The following is a 23,718-nucleotide window of genomic DNA, read 5'->3' as shown; positions in this document are numbered from 1 at the left end:
GCGAAGATAGCCGGGCGGACGACACGGTTTCAAGGATCGTCGCCCCCGCGGGGCTGGAAGCGCGGGCGGAGCTTTCGCTCGCTTCTGCGCCAGGGACGGCCGCAGCCGTCGGGCCGCGGGGCCGCGGGCGTGGACGGTTCACCGCGCTCTCCGCTTCGGGTATCAACCGCGGCCTATGGAAGCTACGACGATCAAGCGCTTCGGGGTGATCGGCGCGGGCCAGATGGGGCGAGGCATTGCCCAGGTCGCCGCGGCCGCGGGCCTCGAGGTGGTCCTGTGCGACGTCTCGAGGGCGCTGGCGGAGTCGGGCAAGGCCCAGATCGCCGCCATTCTCGCGAAGCAGGTGGACAAGGGCAAGATGGCCGCGGAGGAGCGGGAGGCGCTCCTCGGCCGCGTCGCGGTGGCCGACGGCATCGCCGGCCTGTCGGGGGTCGACCTCGCCGTGGAGGCGGTGACCGAGAGCTTCGACGTGAAGGGCGGGATTTTCAAGCTCGCCGACGCGGCGATGCCGAAGGGGGCGATCCTGGCGTCGAACACGTCGTCGATCTCGATCACGCGGCTCGCGGCGCTGACCGGCCGGCCCGAGCTGGTCATCGGCATGCATTTCATGAACCCGGTGCCGCTGATGAAGCTGGTCGAGCTCGTCCGCGGGGTGCAGACGTCGGACGCCACGTACGAGGCCGTCCGGGCGCTCGCGGTGGGGCTCGGCAAGACGGTGATCACCTCGAAGGACCAGCCCGGGTTCATCGTGAACCGGATGCTGATCCCGTTCCTCAACGAGGCGTGCTTCGCGCTCCAGGAGGGGCTGTCCACGCCCGAGGACATCGACGCGGGGGCGCGGCTCGGGCTGAACCACCCGATGGGGCCGCTCGAGCTGGCCGACCTGATCGGGCTCGACACGGTGCTCTCGATCGCGGAGGTGCTCCACCGGGAGTTCGGGGACTCGAAGTACCGGGCGCCCACCCTGCTGCGGAACCTGGTGGCGGCGGGGTGGTACGGGAAGAAGAGCGGGCGGGGGTTCTACGTGTACGACGACAAGGGGCAGAAGAGCGGGCGGGCGGTGTAGCCGGGCTGCAGCGGAGCCAGCGGGGGAGGGGGTGCCGGGCGGGGGGCCGGCGGCAGCGGAGCCAGCGGGGGAGGGGGCGCCGCGCGGGGGGCCGGCGGGGGCCCCTCCCACAAACTCGCGCCTCTCGGGGGGCTATTGCCGTGAGAGCGGGTGGGTCGGTCCGGGCGCGAGACGCACGGAGCGGGCCGGCGCTCGGGTTTGTGGGGCCCTACCCCGCCGGCCCCCCGCGCGGCGCCCCCTCCCCCGCTGGCTCTCTCCAGGGGAGGGAGGGGTGGATTCATGCTGCGCGAAGGGCGTGGCCGCGTGCGGGGCAGACGGGCGACCAGGAGCTCAGGGCCGCCCGGGAGGCGGCTGGGCGTGAGCAGCCGGGGTGGATGGCCGCAAGGCGGCCAGCGCGGCCTGGTAGACGGCCTGGAAGCGCGCCTGCTCGGGCGCGAGCTCGGCGGCGCGCTTCAGCGGCTCGAGCGCCTGGTCCTTGTGGCCTTGCCGGACCAGGGCGAGGCCCAGGGAGTGGAGCAGCTCGGCCTGCTCGGGAAGGCGGGTGACGCCGCGGCGAAGCAGCGCGACGCCGTCCGCGTCGCGGCCGAGCTCGCGATAGAGATCGGCGAGGTTCACGTAGGTGGGGACGTAGCCGGGCTCGATGCGAAGCGCGGCGAGGTAGGCCTGCTCGGCGTCGCGCGGCTTGCCCGTGCGGGCGAAGACGAGGCCGAGGTTGTTCTGGGCTTCGGCTCGGTCGGCGTGGAGGGTCTGCGTGGCGATGTACTCGCGCAGCGCTCCATCCAGATCCTGCGCGGCGCGATCGGACAGGGCGCCGGGGTCGACGCCCGCGAGCACGCGCGCGGCTTCGGCGCGCACGGCGCGCACGGGATCGGCGAGGAGCGGCGCGGCGACGGCCGCGATGCGGCGAGGGTCGTAGCTCCCCAGCGCGCCGAGCGCAGCGCGCCGTAGCAGCGGGTCGGGGTCGGCGAGCGCGGAGCGGAGGACGGCGAGCGACGCGGCCGTGGGGGCGACGCGCAGCGAGGCGAGCGCGGTGGCGCGCGCGATGGCGGGGATGGCGCTGTCGGTCGCGAGCTGCTGGAGCTCGGCGGCGACGGCCGGGTCGCCGGGCGCGGCACGCGCGCGAGCGAAGACCTCGGCGTATGTCTGGTAGCTCTGCGCGGGGCGGCCGAGCCAGGCTCGCACGGCGTCGGCGGCCCAGCTCGCGGGCTTTTGCCCGTGGCAGTCGGTGCACGTGCTCGGGATCCCGAGGCGGACCGAGAGATCCGGCCGAGGCACCCGGAAGCCGTGATCGTGACGGACGTCGACGCCCATGTACGTGCGCGCCGGCATGTGGCAGTCGACGCAGCGCGGAGCGGCGGGCGCGCTCGACGTGGCGCTGGCGTTCGCGGCGGGCGTGGCGGCGGCGTTCGCGGCGGGCGTGGCGGCGGCGTCCGCGGCGTGGTGGTGATGCCCGGGGACATCGAAGCGCGCCGGCTCGTGGCAGGACGCGCACACGCCGTTGCCCTCGGCGCGCAGCCGGCCGGAGTGCGGCTCGTGGCAGTCGCTGCACGTCACGCCGGCGTGCGCCATCTTGCTCTGCTGGAACGAGCCGTAGGTGAAGACTTCGTCGCTCATCACGCCGTCGGGCGTGTAAAGAGGCTCGGTCAGCAGCTCGAGCCCGACGCTGTCGAGCAGCGGGGCGCCGTGCCGGAACGGCTGCGAGAGGGTCTCGCGGCGGCCGTGGCAGAAAGCGCACGTGGCGCTCTCGGTGCCGCTCGTGGGGCTCTTGTCACGCTGCGCGGTACCGCTGGGCAGCCGTTTCCACGTGGCGTTCTGACGCTCGTCGAAGCGCACGTCGAGGCCCTTCGAGGGGTCCGGCGTTCGCGCCTTGGTCCAGTCGAGGTGGCGCGCGCCGCCGCCGTGGCAGCCTTCGCACCCGACGCTGATCTCGGACCAGGTGGTGGTGAAGCGGTCCGCGGCCGCGTCGTATCCTTTCGTGACGTGCGTCGAGTGGCACTCGGCGCACATGTGGTTCCAGTTCTGGCTGGCGGCGGTCCAGTGCAGCACGTCGCCGGCGCGCACGCTGTCGCGCTCGTGCAGGTGGTACCAGCGCTGCCCGCCGCGTGCCTGGGGGCGCGAGTCCCACGCGAACGGCAGCGCCTGCAAGCGTCCGCCCGGGCCGGCAACGAGGTACTGCTGGAGCGGTTCGACGCCAAAGGTGTACAGCACCTCGTAGCGGTGCAGCTGGCCATCAGGGCCGTCCGTGGTGACCCAGTATTTCCCGTCCTGGTGCTCGAAGCGGTGGACCTGCCCGGCGTAACGCAGGCGCGCCCCCTCGAAGTTCCCGAGCACGGTGGCGGCGCTCGCGTGCTGCATGGCCCGCGCGTGCTGCGAGCCCTGCCACGCGGCGTGCTCCTCGGCGTGGCACGGAGCGCAGCGGTCGCTGCCGACGAAGCCGGCCGCTGCACGCTCTGGCGAGCGCTCCGCCGGATCGGACGGCTTTGCCGCAGCCGACGAGGCCTCCGCGGCGTCGCCGTGCGCCGCCCCGGGTTTCGCCCCCGAAGCGCTCGCCGTGGAAGCGTTGGCTGGCGTGAGGGAGGATGCGCTCGTGGACGCGCGCCAGACCAGGAGCCCGGCGAGCGCCAGGGTCACGACGGCGATGGGCCACCAGCGAACGAGTCGGGAATCAGCCATGGGCGGGGCGGAGGCAAGCACCGCCGCGAGACTCGGGTCCTGCAGAGGAGCCCCGGTCTCGCGTGCGGCAGGGTGCGCGTTTACTCGGTGAGGATGACCCTGCGGTCGGTGGCGTACTGCGTCCACGCGGCGGCGAGCTCGGCCGCCACGTCCGGATGAGCCGCGGAAACGTCGTTGAGCTCGCCGCGGTCGGTGGCCAGATCGTACAGCGTCCAGGCGCGCGGCGTCGGGCCATAGGGCGCGCTGAGCCACAGCAGCTTCCAGTTGTCGCGGATCACGTAGCGGTGGTTGCCGTGCTCCCAGATCAACGTCTCACCGGGCGCGCGCACGCCGGTAGCCCGATCCTCGAGCACCGGCAGGATCGAATGCCCGCTGATCGGCTCGACTCCCCGGCCCTTGTAGGTGCTCCCCGGGTCGGGCACGCCGGCCAGATCGAGCACGGTCGGCAGAAAATCGATCACGTGCGTGGTTCCGTCGAACTGCGGCCTGGCCTCGTGCTGCCCCGGCAGCCGGGCGATGGCCGGAACGGCGATGCCGCCTTCGGTCGTGTAGCTCTTCCACAGCCGGAACGGCGTGGCGCTCACCTCGGCCCAGCGAGGTCCGACGCCGATGTACGACCCCGGTCGACCCAGGTTCTCGAGCGTGTTCACCACCGGCCCGGAGCGGCTCGGGTCGGTTGCGGCAAAGCCCTCGCGATTGCCACCTTCCGCGCCGTTGTCGGACTGGAAGAAGATGAACGTGTTCTCGTACTCGCCGACTCGCTTGAGGTACTGGATCAACCTGCCGATGTTGGCGTCGAGGTTCTCGACCATGGCGGCGTAGATCTCCATGCGCCGCGCCTCGTAGATCCTTTCCTCCGGCGTCAGCTGCTCCCAGGTCTTCGGGTTGCTGTCGTCGCTCGGCAGGCGGGGATTCGGCGTGAACGACGGGGGGATGACGCCGCGGCTCTTGAGTCGCTCGAGGCGCTGCTCGCGGATGGCGTCGTAGCCCGCGTCGTAGCGGCCGCGGTACCTGTCGATGTACTCGGGCGGAGCCTGAAGCGGCCAGTGCGGCGTGGTGTACGTGGCGAACGCGAAGAACGGCTTGCCGTCGGCGCGGTTGCTCTCGATGTACTGGATGAGCTTGTCCGTGTAGAACTCGGTCGCGTAGAAGTCGCGCGGCGGCTGCGTGTACACGCCGTCCTCGCGATAGCCCTGAGCCTGCGCGGTCGTCGGAGGGTCGGCGTACTCGTTGAAGAACGTCGCCACGCCGCCGAGCAGGACGTACGATTTCTCGAAGCCGCGCGCCGGCGGGCTCTGATCCTCCGCGTCGCCGAGGTGCCACTTGCCGGCGATGTACGTGTGGTAACCGGCGTCTTTCAGGATCTCGGCGACGGACAGCGCATTATCGGTCAGGTGGCCCTCGTAGCCCGGCTGCCCTGCTTGCGGTCCACTGCCACCGCCCATGCGGCCCAGCCCGACGGCGTGGCTGTCCGTGCCGGAGACAAGCATCGCGCGGGTCGGCGCGCACAGCGATCCGGAGCGGTGCCCGGTGAGGATGCGGCCTTCGGCGGCGAGCGTATCGAGGTTCGGGGTGCTGATCTCGCCGCCGAAGGCGCCGAGGTCCGAGAAGCCGAGATCGTCGGCCACGATCGTGACGATGTTGGGCAACTCGGCGCCCGCGCCGCCCCCGCCCGCGGCACCTCCGGCCCCGCCAGCGCCGCCCGAGCCCGCTGCACCGCCGCCGCCTTCGCCCGCCGCGCCGCCTTCGCCCGAGCTGCCACCGCCGCCGGCGCCGCCCGTCGCGCTGCCGGTGCCGCCTTCGCCCGAGTTGCCACCGCCGCCGGCGCCGCCCGTCGCGCTGCCGGTGCCGCCTTCGCCCGAGTTGCCACCGCCGCCGGCGCCGCCCGTCGCGCTGCCGGTGCCGCCCGTGGTGCTGCCGGTGTCACCCGTGGAACCGCCCGATCCGCCGCTCGAGCTGCCAGCCTGACTGGCGCTGCCACCGCCGCCCGAACCGTCGTCGTTCCCGCAGCCGATCGGGCCGAGCAGCGTGGCGAGCAGCCAGGGCCCGCTCGCGAGCGCCGAACCAATCCATCGATGACGTTCGAAGAACCGCTTCATACATGTCTCCTTGGGAGTGCTGGAAGCAGCCGCATGACGGAGTCGAACGTCGTCGGCAGCGAGTGCCCGCCGTCATCCTGAAGGGACGCCTCGGTTCGCGCGCTGGCAAAGCTCCGCCGGGCGCGCCACGAGAAGGGTGGGACTCTGACGGTGATGAGCCGCGTGGCTCGGCCGTCACGACGAACCGCAGCGTGGCGCGTCGCCATGGACGCGGGCGCGCTGCCTCGATCTCTTCTCCTCGCCGCAGCTCGCGCCGCGGCGCATGCAGCTAGCTACAGCAAGAACGCCAGGTGCTCGTTCGACAGCAAGCGCCCAAGGCCCCCGCGTGAGAACCGAACGTCCACGCGGCAACGAGGGAAATCAACATGCGTCCGCTATAACGGAAAATCGGACGTTATACAAGACGATTCGCCACCACGAGGTCCGCGGCCCGAGTTCGTGCCTGTTCGTGCCTGGTGGTTGCACGGGGCGCCTCGTCGAGTCGCCGAGACCGAAAGCCAGCTCACTGCGCCGCGGGGCATCTGCCGGGCTCGCGTGTCCCTCGCTCCAGCGGCGCATTCTGGGCTGCTCATTCTGGACTGCTCATTCCAGAATGCGCCGCTGGGCGGGCACAGGTAGGCTCGAGCGTCGAGCCAGCCCGCGCCGCGCGACCGACAGCGGCTCCTCGGGCCGGGCATGGAAGGCGCGAGCGGGCACGACATGGCGCCTTTCCCGGGGCACGGCGGACGCTTCCCCCCGGCGCGGCGCGCTGCTAGCCACGGTCCATGACCGCTCAAGAACAGCAGCCGGGGGCGCCTGCGCGCGGTACCCTCCAGTTCGTCGCCGTCGAGCGCACAGGCCACGTCGCCACCGTGACCATCCAGCGGCCCGACAAGCTCAACGCCCTGAACCCCGCCGTCCTCGGCGAGCTCACCGCGGCCTTCCACGAGCTCCTCGCGCCCGCCGAGGGCGGCGAGGTCCGCGCGGCGGTGCTGACCGGCGCCGGCAAGGCGTTCGTCGCCGGCGCCGATATCGCCGAGATGGCGGCCATGAACAGCATCGCCGCGAAGCGGTTCGCCGACGCCGGCCACCGCCTCGCCGACCTCATCGAGACCGCCCCGTTCCCCGTGATCGCCGCCGTCAACGGGTTCGCGCTCGGCGGCGGCTGCGAGCTCGCCCTCGCCTGCGACTTCATCTACGCCGCGGAGGGCGCCAGGCTCGGCCAGCCCGAGGTGAACCTGGGCGTCATCCCGGGGTTCGGCGGGACCCAGCGATTGCTGCGCCGGATCGGCGTCGGCCGCGCGCGCGAGCTCGTCTATTCAGGAGACATGATCTCCGCCGAACAGGCGCTCGCCATCGGGCTCGTCAACGCCGTCTTTCCGGCGGCCGAGCTCCTCGCGCGCGCCCGCGAGACAGCCCTCAAGATCGCCTCGCGCGGGCCGCTCGCCGTCGCCGCCGCAAAGCGCGTGATCCTGCGCGGCGAGAGCCTCGACCTCACCGCCGCCAACGAGCTGGAAGTCCAGGCGTTCGCCGCGCTCTTCGGTAGCGACGATCAGAAGCTCGGAATGAAAGCGTTCCTGGCAAAATCGAAGGCCGAGTTCACCGGGAAGTAACGAGCGGGCAACCAGAAGGCAAAAAAAGACCGCGTCTCATGCCGGAGGGGGGACCCGACATGAGCGCGGCAGGTGAACCGCGTCGGAACATTGAACGTCCACGCGGTGTGCAAGGAAAGACCGCATGCGCTCCGGGCTGGGGGGCTGCGCCGGCGCGCATGCGGTGAGCAGAGTGTGGCACCCGGAAGCGCGCTGTCGATCACAAAGTGCAAGGCCTGCGCGCCAGTGAGCGAATTGCTCACGGCGTGAAGGCAGCCAGGCGACGACGCGGCGCGCACACCCGCGATATCCTGGAATGCACATCCGAGCCGGGCATACTCATCCGCAGAGTACAGCGTTCGTGCGGAGCTCTTCGAGTTCTGTGAAAAGAGAACACCAGCGCTCGGGCGCTGCGCGCCGGGTACGGAACACCGACTTCCATAAGTAAAGGGCCCGACCGAACCAAGCACGCTGGTGCGAAGGCCGCGCCGCACCTTCCACCGAGCGCACGAGCGGCAGCGCAGGGCGCGCGCTCCGGCCAGGGCGCCGGAGCGAGCAGCGCCGTGGCGGGGAATGTGTGAAGGTGTGTAAAGAGCGTTTACTACGGAAGCAGAGGATAGAAACTGACCAACCCCTCTTGCCCTGTGCGTCTCGGTCAATTTCGTGGCCTCCACCATTGCATTGATTGCATTGGTAGGGAGGAGCTCACCCTGGCCCAGCCTGTCTGCCGGCAGGTGGAACATCCGGCGCGCGGCGCGCAGGAAAGCCTCGGGCCGCTCGCTCGCAGCAACGCCAGGGTGCGAGCAACACGGCGCACCTCCGACGAGGGGCTCGGACGGTGCGCGGCGGGCTGGACGGCGGGAGCTCGCGCGGCCGGCGTACCGGGCAGCGCGGCTCCGCCGTGAGCCGTGTCCGCCGTGAGCCGCATCCGCTGTGAGCCGCATCCGCTGTGAGCCGCATCCGCCGTGAGCCGTGTCCGCCGTGAGCCGTGTCCGCCGTGCCCCGCATCCGCCGTGAGCCGTGTCCGCTGTGCGCCGTGTCCGCCGTGCCCCGCATCCGCCGTGAGCCGCATCCGCCGTGCCCCGCATCCGCCGTGGGCCGCGTCGTCCGCCGCGAGCCGCACCTGCCGCGAAGAGGCGCGAGGGGAGCCCGAGGGGGCTCACCGGCGAGCCCGCGGCACGAGGCAGGCGCCTCCGCCGAGGCCGGGGCGCGACCTCCTTGACGCCGGGCGCGAAACGGGATTACCGAGCATCCATCTGACAATCCATTCCTCGGGTGCCCTCAGGGGCATAACAGGGAAGCCGGTGCGAAACCGGCGCGGTCCCGCCACCGTGAATGGGGAGCTGCATCCGAAGACCACTGGGCCTGCCCACGAGACCCGGGAAGGTGGACGCAGCGCCGGGAGCTAGAGCAGCTCCCTGAACCCATGAGCCGGGAGACCTACCCGAGCCCCACGAGGTGCAGCTTGCGCACGTCTTCGTGGCGTCCGGGTGCGGACTTCACCCGGATCGCCCAAACCGGTCTTCCCGGCCGCCCTGTGTTCCTCTCTGCCGTGTTCCTGGCCTCGCTGCTCGCGGCGCGGCCCGCGGCGGCGATGCACCTCGCGGAGGGCGTCCTGCCGCTCGGCTGGTGCGCGGTCTGGAACGCGCTCGCCCTGCCCTTCGTCGCGATCGCCCTCCACCTGCTCCGGCAGCGCACCGAGCGGGACGCCTTCTACAAGCCGTTCGTCGGCCTCGTCGCCGCCGCCGTCTTCGCGATCTCGTGCATGCCCGTGCCGGTGCCCACCGCAGGGACCTGCTCCCACCCGTGCGGCACCGGGCTCGCCGCGATCCTCATCGGCCCCTGGATGACCGTCCTCGTCACCGTCGTGGCGCTCCTCATCCAGGCCCTCTTCCTCGCGCACGGCGGGCTCACGACGCTCGGCGCCGACGTCGCGTCCATGGGCATCGCGGGCGCCTTCACCGGGTACCTCGTGTTCCGGCTCGCGCGGCGCTGCGGCGCGAACCTCTGGGTCGCAGGGTTCCTGGCCGGCGTGACGTCGGACTGGGCCACGTACGCGACAACGGCGCTCGAGCTCGCGCTCGGGCTCGCCGGCGAGGGCTCGGTGACGTCGATGTTCACGGGCGTCGCCGTCGCCTTCATCCCGACCCAGCTGCCGCTCGGCCTGCTCGAGGGCGCCATGACCGCCGGGGCGCTCGTCTTCCTGCGCGCCCGGCGGCCCGACATCCTGGACCGGCTCCAGGTCGTCCCGCTCGCCGCGGGGGCGTCGTGACGCCGCGGCCCGCGCCGCGCCGGCTCGCCGCGCTCGTACGGCCCGCACCGCGCGGGCTCGCCGCGCTCGCACGGCCCGCGCCGCGCCGGCTCGCCGCGCTGCCGCTCGCCGCGGCGCTCTGGCTCGCCGGGTGCGGCGGCGCTTCCTGGGACGGCGTCGACGAGGCCGTCGTCCGCCGCGTCGCCGAGGACGCCGGGCGCCACGACACGGGGCCGCTGTTCGCCGGGCTGGAGGGCGATCTCCTCCTCTTCGCGTTCCTCTGGGCAGGGCTCCTCGCCGGCTTCGTCATCGGCTACTACGCGCGCGTGCTCTTCGTGGAGCGCGCCGATCAGCCCGCCGGCAAGCCCGGCGGACAGGGCCTCCGTGCCGATTGACCCCCCGGCGCGGCTCCGCGAGCGCCTCCGCGACGTCGACCCCCGGCTGCGCCTCGGGGCCGCCGTGGCGGCGTGCTGCGTCGCCGCGGGCGCGCGCTCGCCCTGGACCCCGGCCGCGCTGCTCCTGCTCGCGTGCGCGGCCCTCCGGCTCCAGGGCATGACCGCCGGCGCGATCCTCCGCGCCTTCGCGCCCGCCGCGTGGATCGGCGGGGTCGCGGCGGCCCTCGCGCTCGCGCTCACCCCGGGGGAGCCGCTGCTCGCCGGCGCGGCGTTCCCGCTCGACGCCGTCACGCGCGAGGGGGCCCGCCGCGCCGCCACCCTCGGCGCGCGCGTCCTCGCGGCGGCCGCGGTGCTGCGGTGGCTCTCGCGCGCCGCCGCGCCCGCCGAGATCGAGGCCGCCCTCGCCGGCCTCGGCGCGCCCGCGGCCCTCGTCGAGCTGCTCGCGCTCGCGCGGCGCTTCGCCGGCGTGCTGCAGCGCGCGGCCGACAGCGCGTGGAGCGCCGCCGCGCTCCGCGGCGGGTTCTCGCGCCCGGGCGCCGCCGCGCGCTCGGCCGGCGCCGTCGCGGGCGTCGTGGTCCTGCGGACCCTGGAGCGCTCCGAGCACGCCGCCATCGCGATGCAGCTCCGCGGCTACCAGGGCAAGCTCCCCGTCGCCGACCGCCGGGCGAGCGCGCCCGCCGCCAACCTCGCCTTCGCCGCCGCCGCCCTCGCGGCGCTGACGCTCTGCGTGGCCGCCGGAGGCGCCGGGTGAGCGCGATCGCGCTGCGCGCGCTGGCTATCGCGCTGCGCGCGCCGGCGATCGGCTACCGCGGCGGCGAGCCCGTCCTCCGCGACGTGCGCCTCGACGTCGCCGAGGGCGAGTCCGTGGCGGTGCTCGGCGGCAACGGCGCCGGCAAGACAGCGCTGCTCCGGACGCTCGTCGGCCTCCTCCCCGCGCCCGGCGGCGGCGTCGAGATCGCCGGGCGGCGCGTCGGCTCGCCGTCGGACGCCGTCGCCGCGGGCGCCGCGCTCGTGCTCCAGGACCCGGACGACCAGCTGCTCGGCGCGACGCTCCTCGACGACGTCCTCTTCGGCCCGAGGAACCTCGGCCTGCCCGCGCCCGAGGCGCGGCGCCGCGCCGAGGCGGCGCTCTCGGCCGTGCAGATCGCGCACCTCGCCGACAGGGCGATCGAGGCGCTGAGCTTCGGCGAGCGCAAGCGCGCGTGCATCGCGGGGATGCTCGCGATGCAGCCGCGCGTGCTGCTCCTCGACGAGCCGACGGCCGGGCTCGACCCCGAGGGCGAGCTCGCCCTGTGCCGGACGCTGCGCGCGCTCACGGAGCAGCAGGGGACCACGCTGGTCACCGCGACCCACGCGGTGGATCTCGTGCCGCTCTTCGCCACGCGCGCGGTCCTGCTCGGCGACGGGCAGGTCCTCGCGGACGGTCCGCCGCGGGAGGTGTTCGCGCGAGGGGAGCTCCTCGCGCGGGCGCGGATGCGGCGGCCGTGGGTCGCGGAGCTCTGGACCCGGATGACCCCGGCGCACACGCGGGGCCTCGCAGGCCTCCCGCTCACCCTGGAGGAGGCGCTCGCATGCATGACGAAGGGCTCCTGCTGATCGGCCACGGCAGCCGCGACGCCGCGTCGAACGCCGAGTTCGAGGCGCTCGTGGCCGACTACCGCGCGGCGCGGCCCGAGGTCGTCGTGCAGCACGGCTACATCGAGCTCGCGACGCCGTACCTCGCCGACGCGCTCGCGATGCTCGCCGCGCGGGTGTCCCGGGTGGCGGTCGTGCCGCTCTTCCTCTTCTCGGCGGGGCACGTGAAGAACGACATCCCGATGGCGCTCGAGCAGGCCCGCGCGGCCCACCCGGGCGTGCGCTTCTCCGCGGCGCGGCACCTCGGCGTGCACCCGGCGCTCGCGGAGCTCGCGTTCGAGCGCGCCGCGTCCGTGCTGCCCGAAGAGCCGGCGGCGCGGGCCCGGACCGCGCTCGTCGTGGTCGGCCGCGGGGCCAGCGACCCGGACGCGAACGGCGATTTCTGCAAGATGGCGCGCCTCATCGGCGAGGGCCGGGGGCTCCAGCTCGTCGAGCCGACGTTCATCGGCATCACCCGGCCCTCGGTCGAGGAGACGCTGGAGCGCGTCGCGCGCCACCGGCCCGAGCGCGTCGTCGTCGTGCCCTACTTCCTTTTCGCCGGGCGGCTCATGACCAAGCTCGCCGAGCAGGTCGATCGCTTCTCGGCGACGTACCCGTGGATCCGCGCGTCGCTCGCGCCGCACCTCGGCCGGTCGAGCGCGCTCTCGGGGCTCATCGACGAGCGCGCGCGCCAGGCGCTCGCCGGCGAGGCGCCCCTCCCCTGCGACACGTGCATGTACCGGACGGCCCTGCCGGGGCTCGCGCGGGAGGTCGGCGGGCTCAAGGCGATGCTCTACAGCGTGCGCCACACGCTGACGCACACGCAGGCGTCGAACCACCCGCACGCGCACCGCTCGCTGCGCAAGCACGTGCTCGTCTGCGGCAACGCCGACTGCGTGGACCGCGGCAGCCTGGCGCTGCTCGAGGCGCTGCGCCGCCGCGTGAAGCAGGCCGGGCAGCAGCAGCAGATCCGCGTGACGAAGACCTCGTGCATGGGGCGCTGCGGCGAGGGGCCGACGGTCGCGGTCTACCCGGACGGGGTCTGGTACCGCGGCGTCCGCGAGGAGGACGCGAAGGACCTCGTGGAAGAGCACCTGCTCGGGGACCGGCTCGTGGCGCGGCTCGTGGACGACATCATGCAATGAGGCGCGATGATCCGGAGACGCGCGCGATCGTGATCCCGGGGCGCACGGCCCACGGAGATGGGGACGTGCCGGCGGGACACGACCCTCGTCTGGAGAGGCCTGATGAGGCCGCGCTACTGCTCGGCCAGGACGATGATCCGGTCGCCCTTGGCGAGCGTCAGCTTGGCGCGCTTCCTCGGGTTCACCTTGACGCCGTAGGCCTGCGCCGCGTCGTCAGCCTGCGCCGCGAGGCGGACGCCGACCGCTACCTCGCCGCGGCGCCGCGCCGCCTCGACGACCGTGGCGAAGCTCACCGGACGACCGAGGCGCACGTAGTCGCCCGCGGGCTTCAGGTAGAGCTCGGACCCCTCCGGATCGAACAGATCCTCGAAGACCGCCGCGAGATCCCGGTTCTCGGAGATCTGCGCGAGCATCAGGCTGACGAGCTTGTCGCTCACGATGAAGTCATCCGCCTGCGCGACCTCGGCGAGATCGCGGTTCCTTACATCGAGCATCTCGCTCACGATGCTGAAGCTCTGGCCGCGCTTCGCCTCGATGTCGCGCAGGTGGAGCAGCGTGATCAGGGTGCGCGCGTCCGCCTCCTGCGGGTCGAGCGCGTCGGAGTAGCTCAGCGTCACCACGTGATCGCAGGCCCCCACGACCCGGTCGAGCGTGCGCCTGTCGGCCGTGTCGCCTTGCTCGAGCCTGACGGTGAGGTTCCGGAGCCCGCCGCAGTCGGCCTCGAGCTGCGCCGCGGCGTCAGGGACGTCGGCGACGACGGTGACCTCGGAGCCCTTCGCGACGTAGTGATCGAGCTCGTTGATGAACGCCACCGCGCGGCGATTCCAGCCGAGGAGGAGCGTGCGTTCGGGCCTCGGCGCGGCGGGCTTGCCGTCGCGGAGCGCGCGCTCGTCGACGGACGGCGCGCGCTTCCAGGGAGCGCCGATCGCGCTGTCGTCCTCGGCGATGAGGATCACGGCGTCGCCGGGCTCGATCCGCGCGTCCATCGGCGGGTTGAGCCGCACCTCGCCGGAGCGAAGCCGCAGCCCGATGACCGCGCAGTCGTCGTACGCGAACAGGGCCTCGCCGAACGACCTGCCCGCGAGCGCGGGCTCCTCGCGGGTGTAGATCTCGTGGCCCTTGAAGTCGAGCAGCTCGCTGTAGACCGCGCTGAGGCCCTCGCTGCGGCAGGTCTGCACGGTGATGCGCGAGAGCACCTCCTCCGTGAGGATGAGCGCCGCCTCGTCGCGCGCCACGAGCCGCGCGGCGTCGAGGTTCCGCCGGTCGCGGATCTGCGTGACGATCGGGTAGCGGCCCTCCTTGCGGCCCGCTCTGTTGGTGAGCGCCAGGATCGACTTGATGACCCGCGAGTCCGGGTTGCCCTCCTCGGGGGAGAGGATGATGATCGACCGCGCGGCGTCCGGGTTCACGATGGCGATCTCCGTGGGATCGCTCGGGTTTCCGGTGCGGCAAACGACGCGCGTCCGGCCGGTCGCCCCGACGCGCGCGCGGATCTCGTCCTCCATCTCGACCTTGTCCTTGTCGGCGAGCACGGCGATCGCGGCGCGGGGGCGGCTCTCGTTCGCGATCGCGAGCTCCTGGATCATCGAGAAGATCTGCGGCGACCAGCCGAGGATGACGGTGTGCCCCTCCTCGCACACGAGCGAGCGACCCTTGCGGAGCTCGCCGACGCGGGCCTCGATCCCGCTCGTGATGATGCCGATGAGGATGCTGACCATGAAGATGCCGCCGAGCGTGACGGCGAACATCGCGGCGAGGTAGCCGCGGCTGCCCGTGTCGCCGGCGACGGTGCCGGCGTCGAGCGCGCGCATCAGCGTGATCCAGAGGGCGGAGGGGAACGACACAGGGGCGCCGTCCTCCGCGGCCGGGGCGAGCCCGAGGAGCACGACGACCGCCGCGAACACGACGACCATCGCGGTCGAGAGCGCGAACAGCCACGCGATGAGCGCGGTCGCGCCCTTCGCCATGGTGAGGTCGAAGCGGTAGTGGAGGCGATCGACGAAGGTGATCTTCTGCATGGGGCGCGCGGGCGCCGCGCGCTCCGGGTGCGCGGCGCGGGGGGCCCACCTAGCACGGCCAGGGCGCTCGTCGAACAGCGCTGCCCGCACGCCGCCGCGCCGCCGCCGGGCTGCGCAGAGGGCGCCTCGTTCACGAGGCGGAACAGGCCTCCTCCTGGCGACGCGCGCCGAGGGGAGCGCGCGCGCGCCAGCGCCGTGGGCAGGCCGCGCGCGCGCGTCTCTTCCCCCGTCCTGCTCCTTCCCACGCTCCTCCCTAGCTGGTAGGAGCCCCCACAGGAGAACCGATATGGCCTGTCACGAGATCGCCGCGCTCCGCCTTGGGCTCATGAACATCCTCGGCATCGACGACCCCGGCGAGCGCGCGCACGAGCTCGCCGAGCTCGGCCCCGCGGCGGCCGAGCCGGGGCCGGTCTCGGCGATGCTGCGCGCCGGGGACCTCAGGAACCTCTCGCGCCTCTACGAGGGGTCGCTCGCCGAGCTCCAGGAGAAGGTCGCGAAGACCCCGGCGGGCGACGCGAAGCTGGCTTACCTGCGCTCGCTCCTCATCCTCACGAAGCAGGTCGAGCTCGACCTCCGCGCCCAGGTCGACGGGCTCTCCCGGCTCTACCGCGAGCTCGAGGAGATGCACGACTTCGTTCACGAGATCTACCCGGCAGAGCAGGCCGAGTAAGCAGAGAAGCAGAGGAGACGGAGTCGACCCATGGCCCAGGGCAGCGCGAAGATCAGGATCGCCCACGCGGAGCCGCTCGGGCAGGGCGCCCGGCTCCTCCGGATCGAGCGCGTCGACGGCGCGGAGCTCGGCTTCGCCGGCGGGCAGTACGTGATCATCAACACCGGGGTCACCCTGCCCGGCGGCAAGCTCGCGAAGCGCGCCTACTCGATGCTCTCCAGCGACGCCGAGCAGCGCGCCGTCGAGATCGCGGTCAAGCGCATCGGCGACGGGCCGGGGTCGAACGTGCTCAACGACATCGCCGTCGGCGCGGAGCTCGAGTGGAGCGGCCCCTGGGGCAAGCTGCGGCTCCCGCCCGGCTTCTCCGGCCGCGCGCTCGTCGTCGCCACCGACACGGGGATCACCGCGGCGCTCGGCATCGCCCGGAGCGCGGCCGCCGCCGGCGCCGCGCAGCTCGACCTGCTCTGGCTGGTCGAGCCCGGCGAGACCTTCGTCTCCGAGGCGTTCGTCCGCGAGCGCCTCCCCGCCGCCGTCCGCCTGACGGTCGCCGGCGACTTCCTCCCGGTCGGCCACCCCGAGCGCCCGGCGCGCGCGTGCGCGCTCGTCGGCGATCACGTCGCCGCCGGGCCCTATGACGCCGCGCTCTGCGCTGGCGACGGCGCCGTCATCTACCCGGTCCGCGACAGGCTGGCCTCGCTCGGCGCGCCGGAGGGCAGCGTGCTCCTGGAGAGCTTCTTCAACAACCCCATGAAGAAGTCCTTGTAATCGTTCAGGATCCTGGATGGCAGAGCTCCGGCCGAGGGACCCGAAAGGGCAGCGCGAGGGGTTCACGACGGGCGCGTGCGCGGCCGCCGCGGCCAAGGCGGCGGCGCGCGTGCTCGCGCGCGGCGCGGCGGTCGACGCGATCGAGACGACCCTGCCGAACGGGCAGCGGGTGACCTTCCCGCTCCAGCGCTGCGACAGCGACGGGCAGCGCGCCACGTGCAGCGTCATCAAGGACGCCGGCGACGATCCGGACTGCACCCACGGCGCCGAGCTCGTCGCCGAGGTCGAGCTCCGCCGCGAGCCGGGCGTCGAGATCCGCGGCGGCGACGGGGTCGCCGTCGTCACCAAGCCGGGGCTCGGGCTGCCGGTCGGCGCGCCGGCCGTGAACCCCGTGCCGCGCCGGAACATCACCGAGATGGTCCTCGAGGAGCTCGAGGGCTCGGGCTTCGCCGGCGCCACGGTCACGCTCAGCGTCCCCCAGGGCGAGGAGATGGCGAAGCAGACCATCAACGCGCGCCTCGGGCTCATCGGCGGGATCTCCATCCTCGGGACGAGCGGGATCGTGAAGCCGTACTCGACCGCCGCCTTCCGCGCGAGCGTCGTGCAGGCGATCGACGTCGCCGCCGAGCGCGGCATCGCGACGCTCGCGCTGACCACCGGCGGCAAGTCCGAGGCGTACGCGATGAAGCTCTACCCGGAGCTCCCGGAGGACGCGTTCATCCAGGTGGGCGACTTCATCGGCACCGGGGTCCGCCACGCCGCGCGGCGGCGGATCGCCCGCGCGATCATCGTCGGCATGATCGGCAAGCTCTCGAAGATGGCCGACGGCAAGATGATGACGCACGCCGCCGGCTCGGAGGTGAGCATGGAGCTGCTCGCGCAGATCGCCGAGGAGCTCGGCGCGCGGCCGGAGATCGCGGCGGAGATCCGGCAGGCGAACACCGCGCGGCACGTGCTCGAGCTGTGCCAGCGCGAGGGGCTCACCGGCGTCGCGGGCGGGATCTGCCGGCGCGTCGTCGAGCACACCTCGCTTCACGCGGGCGGCGCCCTCGAGGTGCACGCCTGTCTCGTCGACTTCAACGGGGCGCTGCTCGGCCGGTACCCGGCCGGCGCCGCCAGCGCAGAGAGAGCGGAGGATCCATGAGCGATGCCAAGAGCGATGCCAGGAGCGATGACGCAGCGCGCGCGGCGAACGACATGCGGCAGATGACCGCGCTCGGGCGGCGCATCGAGGACAGGAGCTTCGCGATCATCGACGAGGAGGTCGGCGACCACGGGTTCCCTTACGCGGAGTGGCAGGTCGTCCGCCGCGTGATCCACGCGACGGCGGACTTCGAGTTCTCGTCGCTCATGCGGCTCCACCCCGAGGCGATCGAGCGGGGGATCGACGCGCTCCGGGGCGGCGCGCCGGTCCTCGTCGACGTGAAGATGATCGGCGTCGGCCTGAACGAGCAGCGGCTCGCCTCGTACGGCTGCAAGATCCACTGCTTCATCTCCGACGACGACGTCATCCAGGCCGCCTCGGCGGCGGGCTCGACCCGCGCGATCGAGTCGATGCGCAAGGCGCACCGGCTCGGGCTGCTTGACGGGGCGGTCGTCGCGATCGGCAACGCGCCGACGGCGCTGCTCGAGGTGGTGCGCCTCGCCCGCGAGGAGGGCGCGCGGCCGGCGCTCGTGATCGGCGTGCCGGTCGGGTTCGTTTCGGCGGCCGAGTCCAAGGAGGCCCTGCTCGAGTCCGGCCTGCCCTCCATCGTGGCGCGCGGGCGCAAGGGCGGGAGCCCGATCGCCGTCGCGATCGTCCACGCGCTCTTGCTCCTCTCGGCGGACCCCGCGGAGCCGACGTTGCCGTCGGGGCCGGCGGGCGCGGTGAAGGTGCCCCGATGAGCGCCCGCCGCGCCGTCACGATCGTCGGCATCGGCGACGACGGGTGCGCCAGCCTGTCGAGCCGCGCCGCCTCCGCCGTCGCCCGAGCCGAGGTCCTCGTCGGGGGCGAGCGGCACCTCGAGTTCTTCCCGCAGTTCCGCGGCGAGAAGATCGCCCTCAAGGGCGGGCTCTCCGCCGCGCTCGACCGCGTGGAGAGCCTGTCGGCGGAGCAGAACGTGTGCATCCTCGCCTCGGGCGACCCGCTGTTCTTCGGCATCGGCGCGCTCGTGGTGCGGAAGCTCGGCGGCGAGCACGTCGAGATCATCCCGAGCCTGAGCTCGGTCCAGTGGGCGTTCGCGCGCACGGGCATCGCCTGGGACGACGCCGCCTTCGTCTCGGTCCACGGGCGCTCGCCCGAGGGGTTCGCGACGCGCCTCCGCCGGCTCTCGAAGGTCGCGGTGCTCACCGACGGGGAGAGCACCCCGGCCCGCCTCGCGGCGCGGCTCATCGAGCACGGCGACACGGCGTGGAAGGCGTGGGTCTGCGAGAGCCTCGCGGGCGCGGGCGAGCGCGTGCGCGCGTTCGACCTCGCCGCGCTCGCGGCGTGCGAGGACATCGGGCCGCTCAACGTGCTCCTGCTCCTGCGCAGCGACCCGGCGTGGCGGCCCGCGCCGGCCGTCCCCTACCTGCACGAGGACGCCTTCGCGAAGCGCATGCCGAAGAACGGCCTGATCACGAAGCGCGAGGTGCGCCTGCTCTCGATCGCGTCGATGGCGATCCGCCCCGACGCCGTGGTCTGGGACGTCGGCGCCGGCTCGGGGTCGGTCTCGATCGAGGCGGCGATGCTCTGCCCCCTCGGGCGCGTCTACGCGATCGAGGTCGACCCGGAGGGCGTGGAGATCTGCCGGGACAACGTCCGCGCGCACGGGGTCGACAACGTGCGCGTCGTCGCCGGCCGCGCGCCCGAGGCGCTCGGCGCGCTCGAGGACCCGGACGCCGTGTTCGTCGGCGGGAGCAAGGGGAGCATGGAGGAGATCATCACGGTGGCGCTCGATCGACTGCGGCCCGGCGGCCGGCTCGTGGTCAACGCGATCACGATGGAGAACGTGGCCGAGACGTACCGCGCGCTCCGGGCGCGGGGGCTCGACCCCGAGATCACCCTGCTCTCTGTCTCGCGCGGCGTCCCGCTCGCGCGCTACATGCGCTACGAGGCGCTGAACCCGATCCACATCTTCGCCGCGACGAAGCCGGCGAAGGCGCAGGACCCGGCGGAGCCCGGGGCGGCGCGATCGCCGTCGGAGGCGTCATGAGCGGCCTCGGCAAGCTTCACGGCGTGGGCGTCGGCCCCGGCGCGCCGGACCTGCTCACGCTGCGCGCCGTGCGCGTCCTGGAGGGCGCGGACGTGCTCGCGCTCCCCCGCAGCTCGGACTTCGGCGCCTCGATGGCCTACCGGATCCTCTCGCCTGTCGTCGCCAGGAGGCCGGAGCAGGAGCGGCTGCTCCTCACCTTCCCCATGAGCAAGGACCCGGACCGCGTCCGGCCCTACGTCGAGGCGGCCGTCGACAAGATCGCCGAGCGGCTCTCGCGCGGCCTCTCCGTCGCCTTCGCGACCGAGGGCGATCCGTCGCTCTTCAGCACGTTCGTCTATGTCCGCCGCGAGGCGCTCCGCCGCCTCCCCGGGCTCGAGGTCGAGGTCGTCCCCGGCGTCACCTCGGTCACCGCGGTCCCGGCCGTGAGCGGGCTGTCGCTCGCCGACGGGCAGGAGCGGATCGCCATCCTCCCCGCCACGTACGGCGTCGACGACCTGACCGACGTGCTCAAGCGCTTCGACACCGTGGTCCTGATGAAGATCGGCCCGGAGATGCCGAAGGTGACCGAGGCGCTCACGCGGGCGGGCCTGCTCGATCGGGCCGTCTTCGTGTCCAAGGCGACGATGCCCGAGCAGCGCATCGTCCGGGACCTCCGCGCCGCGGAGGGCGAGCGGGGCGACTGCTTCGCGATGGTGGTGGTCACGCGCGGCGAGCGCAGCGGGCTCCTCGTCGGCGAGGCCGAGGCCTCGCTGCCGGGCAGCTTCGAAAAGGCCGTTAACGAACCGGAGGTGTCATGATCGCCGCGCGCAAGCCGTACGCCCTCTACGCGATCACGCGCCACGGGATCGCCATCGCGCGCAAGCTCGCCGAGGGCCTCCCCGGCGCGGATCTCTACGTGTCGCAGAAGCTCTTCGACGGGGCGCCGGAGGGGGCGAAGCCGCTCCCACTGCCGATGGGGCCGCTGCTCACCGAGGCGTTCACGGCGTACGACTGCCATGTCTTCGTGATCAGCGTCGGCGCCGTGGTGCGCATGATCGCGCCGCTGCTGAAGAACAAGAAGGTCGACCCGGCGGTCGTGTGCGTCGACGACACGGCGCGGTTCTCGATCTGCGTGCTCTCCGGGCATGTGGGGCGGGGCAACGCGTTCACCGAGAAGGTGGCCTCGCTGCTCGGCGCGCAGCCGGTGGTGACCACGGCGTCCGACGCGCTCGGGACGCTGACGGTCGACATCCTCGGCCGGGAGCTCGGCTGGACGCTCGACGACCCCGACCGCAACGTGACCCGCGGCTGCGCCGCCGTCGTGAACGCCGCGCCCGTGCTCTTCGTCCAGGAGGCCGGGGAGCCGTCGTTCTGGCCCGAGGACAAGGCGCTGCCGCCGGGCGTGCGCTACGCGACGTCGCTCGACGGCGTGGACCCCGACGCGTGGGAGATCCTCCTCGTCGCGAGCGACCGCGACCTCGCCCGCTCGCACCCCGCGATCGTCGAGCGCGCCGTCGTCTACCGGCCGAAGAGCCTCGTCCTGGGCGTCGGCTGCGACCGCGGCGCGCCGCTCGACATGGTGGAGCGCGGGGTCGACAGGCTGCTCGCGGAGCACGGGCTCTCGGCGAAGTGCGTGAAGGCGCTGGCGACGATCGACAAGAAGGCCGACGAGGAGGCGCTGCTCGCGCTATCGGCGCGGCGGGGGTGGCCGCTCGTGACGTTCACGCCCGAGGAGCTCGACGCGACCGAGGGGATCGAGAACCCGTCGGAGACCGTGAAGAAGCACGTGGGCGCCCGGGGCGTCGCCGAGCCGGCGGCCCTGCGCGCGGCGGGGGCCAAGAAGCTGCTCGTGCCGAAGCGGGCGTACACGGAGGAGGGCGTGGGGCGGTCGATGACGCTCGCCGTGGCGCGCGTCCCGTTCGCGAAGCGCACCATCGAGGAGAGTCATGGGTGACAAAGGAGTCCTGTCGATCGTCGGGATCGGTCCCGGCGCCGAGGCGCACGCGTCCCGCGCCGCCCTCGAGGCGATCGCCGCGTCGGACCTCATCGTGGGGTACACGACGTACATCCGGCTGGTGAAGCACCTCATCGAGGGCAAGGAGGTGATCAAGACCGGCATGACCGAGGAGATCGGCCGGGCGCGCGCCGCCGTGGAGCGGGCGCGGGACGGCGGGCGCGTCGCGATCATCTCCTCGGGCGACGCGGGGGTGTACGGCATGGCCGGGCTCGTCTTCCAGGTGCTGGAGGAGATGGGCTGGAAGCGGGGCGAGTCGCCGGAGCTGCGCATCGTGCCCGGCATGACCGCGCTCAACGCGTGCGCGTCGCTCGTCGGCGCGCCGCTCGGACACGACTTCTGCGCCATCTCCCTGTCCGACCTCCTGACCCCGTGGCCGGTCATCGAGCGGCGGCTCGAGGCCGCCGCCTCCGCCGACTTCGTCATCGGCCTTTACAATCCGGCGAGCGGGCGGCGCACGCGCCAGATCGTGCGGGCCCAGGAGATCATCCGCCAGCACCGCGCGGGCACGACGCCTGTCGCGCTGGTGAAGAGCGCTTACCGCAAGCTGGAGAGCGCCGTGCTCACCGACGTCGATCACTTCCTCGACTACGAGATCGGGATGCTGACGACGGTGCTCGTCGGGTCGACCAACACCTTCATGTTCGAGGGATACATGGTCACGCCGCGCGGATATACCAACAAGTATACATGGGATGGGGAGGCGCTCCCGGGCCAGACGCCGGGGCGCACGCTCGTGCTCTCGGACGACGAGAGCACCACCCGAGAGGAGGTCTAGATGGCACGCGTAGGGAGGCTGGGCGGCGCGATCCTCGCCGAGACCCAGGGAGAGTATTACCTCGTCGGCAACACCAAGGCTCCGGTCGACTTCCGCGAGGCGGGGTTCGAGCCGCCGGACGAGGTCGAGCTCGTGAAGGGGGCGTATCTCCGGCTCAAGCCGCTGCGCGAGGTGAAGGTGGCGGCGCCGGCGCTGCTGCTCGACGTCGAGGGCGAGGAGCTCGCGAAGAAGCTGGTGCAGCGCTTCGTGATCGACAGGAACGGCTCGGTGAGCGAGCGGCTGTGGCGGCTCGTGTACAGCCCCGACGACCCGCTCGACGACGCCGAGGCGCCCGTGGAGCGCGACGCGCGCTGGCTGGGCGACATCCCCGAGACCATCTGGCAGCTCGTGCGCGACAGCGTGCTGCGCTGCCTCTAGAGCGACAAACGGGTTGAAACCCCCGAAAAAAAGCAGGAATTTCACAGGGAGGCGAGGAGGCGGGGAGCGAGAGACGGCGAGAGGGAGAGATTCTTTTTCTTCTTCCTCCCCGCCTCCCCGCCTCCCTGTGAAAATTCTCCGGGTTTCAACATGATTGGTGTTCTAGGCGCGGCTTCGGATCTGCCACGGAGGTCGCCGGGTCGCAGGCCATGCCGGCTTCGAGCGGCGACTCCGTGGCTTCTGCTGGACCGGGTGCGGTGCACCTCGCGCCGCGGGCAGGGCGGCATCTCTGCAGGTGACGGCGACGAGACCATCGTGCCCGAAGTAAGCCGGCGCTCTCTGCACCTCGCGGAGGTGGCGTGTCCCGAGCGCCGCGAGGTCGCTATCGAAGCGCCTGCGGAGAGCCGTGAGCGGGCTCAGTTGAGGAATAGAGTTAGCGTCGAGTTGTTGAAGTTGTTGAAACCGCCGCCGATCCCCGCGCGCCCGTATTGACCAGCCGTGGTGCTCTGCTCCTGGTTCAGGTAGAAGCCAAGCCCCTCCCCGCCGTAGCCGAGGTAGTACCCATAAAACACGGCTGAGTTTCCGGTATACTCTCCTTTACCTGTAGTGACAGCGTAGACGACCAGCTTGATAGGGTTCTGGTTCCAGGTGGTCGGTATGGCGATTCGAGGGAACGTGGTGACGCTGACGATGCCGCTGCCCCCCATGACGTTTAGATTCCCGCTGTCTTGCAGCCGATTCGGATCGTAGGCCTGATTCGTCAGCATGAAGCTGACAGGTTGCTGTGGGTTGCATGAGGACATCTCAAAGTTATACGACCCACGGCTGGCGTTGAACTGAAAGTTCGCAGACGGTACGGACATGGTAGTCTCCTCAAGTGACGCGGTGTGGGGCTGCCGGGCGCCAGCTGCCGGCTGGCCGCCCGCCCGCCCAGTGAACTCCGTTGATTTCCTTCGACTTCCGTTGATTCTCCTCGATCTCCGTTGTTTGCAGCGGGCGTGCCATGCGCTCGACTTCCCTCGTGGGCGCCAGGCGTCGCGCGGAGGCGCAGCCGCGAGCCCGTCGAGACCGAGGGACGCGGGCTCGCGTC

Annotated in this window: 18 protein-coding genes, 1 pseudogene and 1 riboswitch; of the genes and pseudogenes, 15 read left to right on the top strand and 4 right to left on the bottom strand. The window is 72.5% G+C overall.

Annotation, left to right across the window (positions count from 1 at the left end; genetic code table 11):
- The first annotated feature begins 175 nt into the window (after window positions 1-175).
- Complete coding sequence (locus WME89_RS02535) at window positions 176-1,066, top strand: 3-hydroxyacyl-CoA dehydrogenase family protein (RefSeq protein ID WP_438007693.1); 891 nt, start codon at window positions 176-178, stop codon at window positions 1,064-1,066.
- A 330-nt stretch (window positions 1,067-1,396) separates the two neighbouring features.
- On the opposite strand, the gene WME89_RS02530 is transcribed toward WME89_RS02535, so the two are convergent.
- Entirely contained in the window at window positions 1,397-3,739 is a 2,343-nt protein-coding gene (locus WME89_RS02530; protein ID WP_438007692.1) for a multiheme c-type cytochrome, read from the bottom strand.
- Window positions 3,740-3,819: 80 nt separating this feature from the next.
- Window positions 3,820-5,838 (bottom strand): arylsulfatase, encoded by a 2,019-nt coding sequence (locus WME89_RS02525; protein ID WP_438007691.1) that lies wholly within the window; start codon window positions 5,836-5,838, stop codon window positions 3,820-3,822.
- 764 nt (window positions 5,839-6,602) lie between these two features.
- On the opposite strand from WME89_RS02525, the gene WME89_RS02520 reads away from it, so the two are divergent.
- From WME89_RS02520 to WME89_RS02495, 6 genes are all read left to right on the top strand, one after another.
- On the top strand, window positions 6,603-7,430 hold the full coding sequence (locus WME89_RS02520) for an enoyl-CoA hydratase/isomerase family protein (protein ID WP_438007690.1): 828 nt from the start codon (window positions 6,603-6,605) through the stop codon (window positions 7,428-7,430).
- Window positions 7,431-8,665: 1,235 nt separating this feature from the next.
- A riboswitch (cobalamin riboswitch) is annotated at window positions 8,666-8,871 on the top strand.
- Between the two features lie 132 nt (window positions 8,872-9,003).
- The gene (locus tag WME89_RS02515) at window positions 9,004-9,681 is read left to right on the top strand and encodes an energy-coupling factor ABC transporter permease (protein ID WP_437628199.1); all 678 of its coding nucleotides are present in this window, start codon (window positions 9,004-9,006) and stop codon (window positions 9,679-9,681) included.
- Window positions 9,678-10,055: a hypothetical protein gene (locus WME89_RS02510; protein WP_438007689.1), complete on the top strand. Its 378-nt coding sequence runs from the start codon at window positions 9,678-9,680 to the stop codon at window positions 10,053-10,055. The genes WME89_RS02515 and WME89_RS02510 overlap by 4 nt, the downstream gene beginning before the upstream one ends.
- Window positions 10,045-10,806 carry a CbiQ family ECF transporter T component gene (locus WME89_RS02505; protein ID WP_438007688.1) on the top strand — a complete coding sequence of 254 codons (762 nt, stop codon included), beginning with the start codon at window positions 10,045-10,047 and terminating at the stop codon, window positions 10,804-10,806. Before WME89_RS02510 ends, WME89_RS02505 begins: the two co-directional genes overlap by 11 nt.
- Window positions 10,803-11,651 (top strand): energy-coupling factor ABC transporter ATP-binding protein, encoded by an 849-nt coding sequence (locus WME89_RS02500; protein ID WP_438007687.1) that lies wholly within the window; start codon window positions 10,803-10,805, stop codon window positions 11,649-11,651. The genes WME89_RS02505 and WME89_RS02500 overlap by 4 nt, the downstream gene beginning before the upstream one ends.
- On the top strand, window positions 11,627-12,814 hold the full coding sequence (locus WME89_RS02495; protein ID WP_438007686.1) for a CbiX/SirB N-terminal domain-containing protein: 1,188 nt from the start codon (window positions 11,627-11,629) through the stop codon (window positions 12,812-12,814). The genes WME89_RS02500 and WME89_RS02495 overlap by 25 nt, the downstream gene beginning before the upstream one ends.
- A 113-nt stretch (window positions 12,815-12,927) precedes the next feature.
- Here WME89_RS02495 and WME89_RS02490 read toward each other — a convergent pair whose 3' ends face one another.
- Window positions 12,928-14,832, bottom strand: a complete 1,905-nt coding sequence (locus WME89_RS02490) for a CASTOR/POLLUX-related putative ion channel (protein WP_438007685.1) — start codon at window positions 14,830-14,832, stop codon at window positions 12,928-12,930.
- Window positions 14,833-15,118: 286 nt separating this feature from the next.
- On the opposite strand from WME89_RS02490, the gene WME89_RS02485 reads away from it, so the two are divergent.
- From WME89_RS02485 to cobJ, 8 genes and pseudogenes are all read left to right on the top strand, one after another.
- Complete coding sequence (locus WME89_RS02485) at window positions 15,119-15,502, top strand: DUF3209 family protein (RefSeq protein ID WP_436624713.1); 384 nt, start codon at window positions 15,119-15,121, stop codon at window positions 15,500-15,502.
- Window positions 15,503-15,532: 30 nt separating this feature from the next.
- Window positions 15,533-16,267 (top strand): FAD-dependent oxidoreductase, encoded by a 735-nt coding sequence (locus WME89_RS02480; RefSeq protein WP_438007684.1) that lies wholly within the window; start codon window positions 15,533-15,535, stop codon window positions 16,265-16,267.
- A gap of 16 nt (window positions 16,268-16,283) precedes the next feature.
- The gene (locus WME89_RS02475) at window positions 16,284-17,411 is read left to right on the top strand and encodes a cobalt-precorrin-5B (C(1))-methyltransferase (RefSeq protein WP_438007683.1); all 1,128 of its coding nucleotides are present in this window, start codon (window positions 16,284-16,286) and stop codon (window positions 17,409-17,411) included.
- Window positions 17,408-18,151 (top strand): precorrin-8X methylmutase, encoded by a 744-nt coding sequence (locus WME89_RS02470; protein ID WP_438007682.1) that lies wholly within the window; start codon window positions 17,408-17,410, stop codon window positions 18,149-18,151. The genes WME89_RS02475 and WME89_RS02470 overlap by 4 nt, the downstream gene beginning before the upstream one ends.
- Window positions 18,148-19,440 carry a precorrin-6y C5,15-methyltransferase (decarboxylating) subunit CbiE gene (gene cbiE, locus WME89_RS02465; RefSeq protein ID WP_438007681.1) on the top strand — a complete coding sequence of 431 codons (1,293 nt, stop codon included), beginning with the start codon at window positions 18,148-18,150 and terminating at the stop codon, window positions 19,438-19,440. Before WME89_RS02470 ends, cbiE begins: the two co-directional genes overlap by 4 nt.
- Window positions 19,437-20,237 (top strand): precorrin-2 C(20)-methyltransferase, encoded by an 801-nt coding sequence (cobI, locus tag WME89_RS02460; protein ID WP_438007680.1) that lies wholly within the window; start codon window positions 19,437-19,439, stop codon window positions 20,235-20,237. Before cbiE ends, cobI begins: the two co-directional genes overlap by 4 nt.
- Complete coding sequence (locus tag WME89_RS02455) at window positions 20,234-21,373, top strand: cobalt-precorrin 5A hydrolase (RefSeq protein ID WP_438007679.1); 1,140 nt, start codon at window positions 20,234-20,236, stop codon at window positions 21,371-21,373. Before cobI ends, WME89_RS02455 begins: the two co-directional genes overlap by 4 nt.
- Window positions 21,366-22,628, top strand: a pseudogene (cobJ, locus tag WME89_RS02450) (precorrin-3B C(17)-methyltransferase). The gene WME89_RS02455 and the pseudogene cobJ overlap by 8 nt, the downstream one beginning before the upstream one ends.
- A 416-nt stretch (window positions 22,629-23,044) precedes the next feature.
- On the opposite strand, the gene WME89_RS02445 reads toward cobJ, so the two are convergent.
- Window positions 23,045-23,491 (bottom strand): hypothetical protein, encoded by a 447-nt coding sequence (locus WME89_RS02445; RefSeq protein ID WP_438007678.1) that lies wholly within the window; start codon window positions 23,489-23,491, stop codon window positions 23,045-23,047.
- Window positions 23,492-23,718: the final 227 nt, after the last annotated feature.

The sequence above is a fragment of the Sorangium sp. So ce321 genome, from assembly GCF_051530195.1.
Classification (GTDB): Bacteria; Myxococcota_A; Polyangia; order Polyangiales; family Polyangiaceae; genus Sorangium.
Note: the sequence above shows the minus strand (reverse complement) of the source record. Positions and strands in the feature narration are given on the sequence as shown.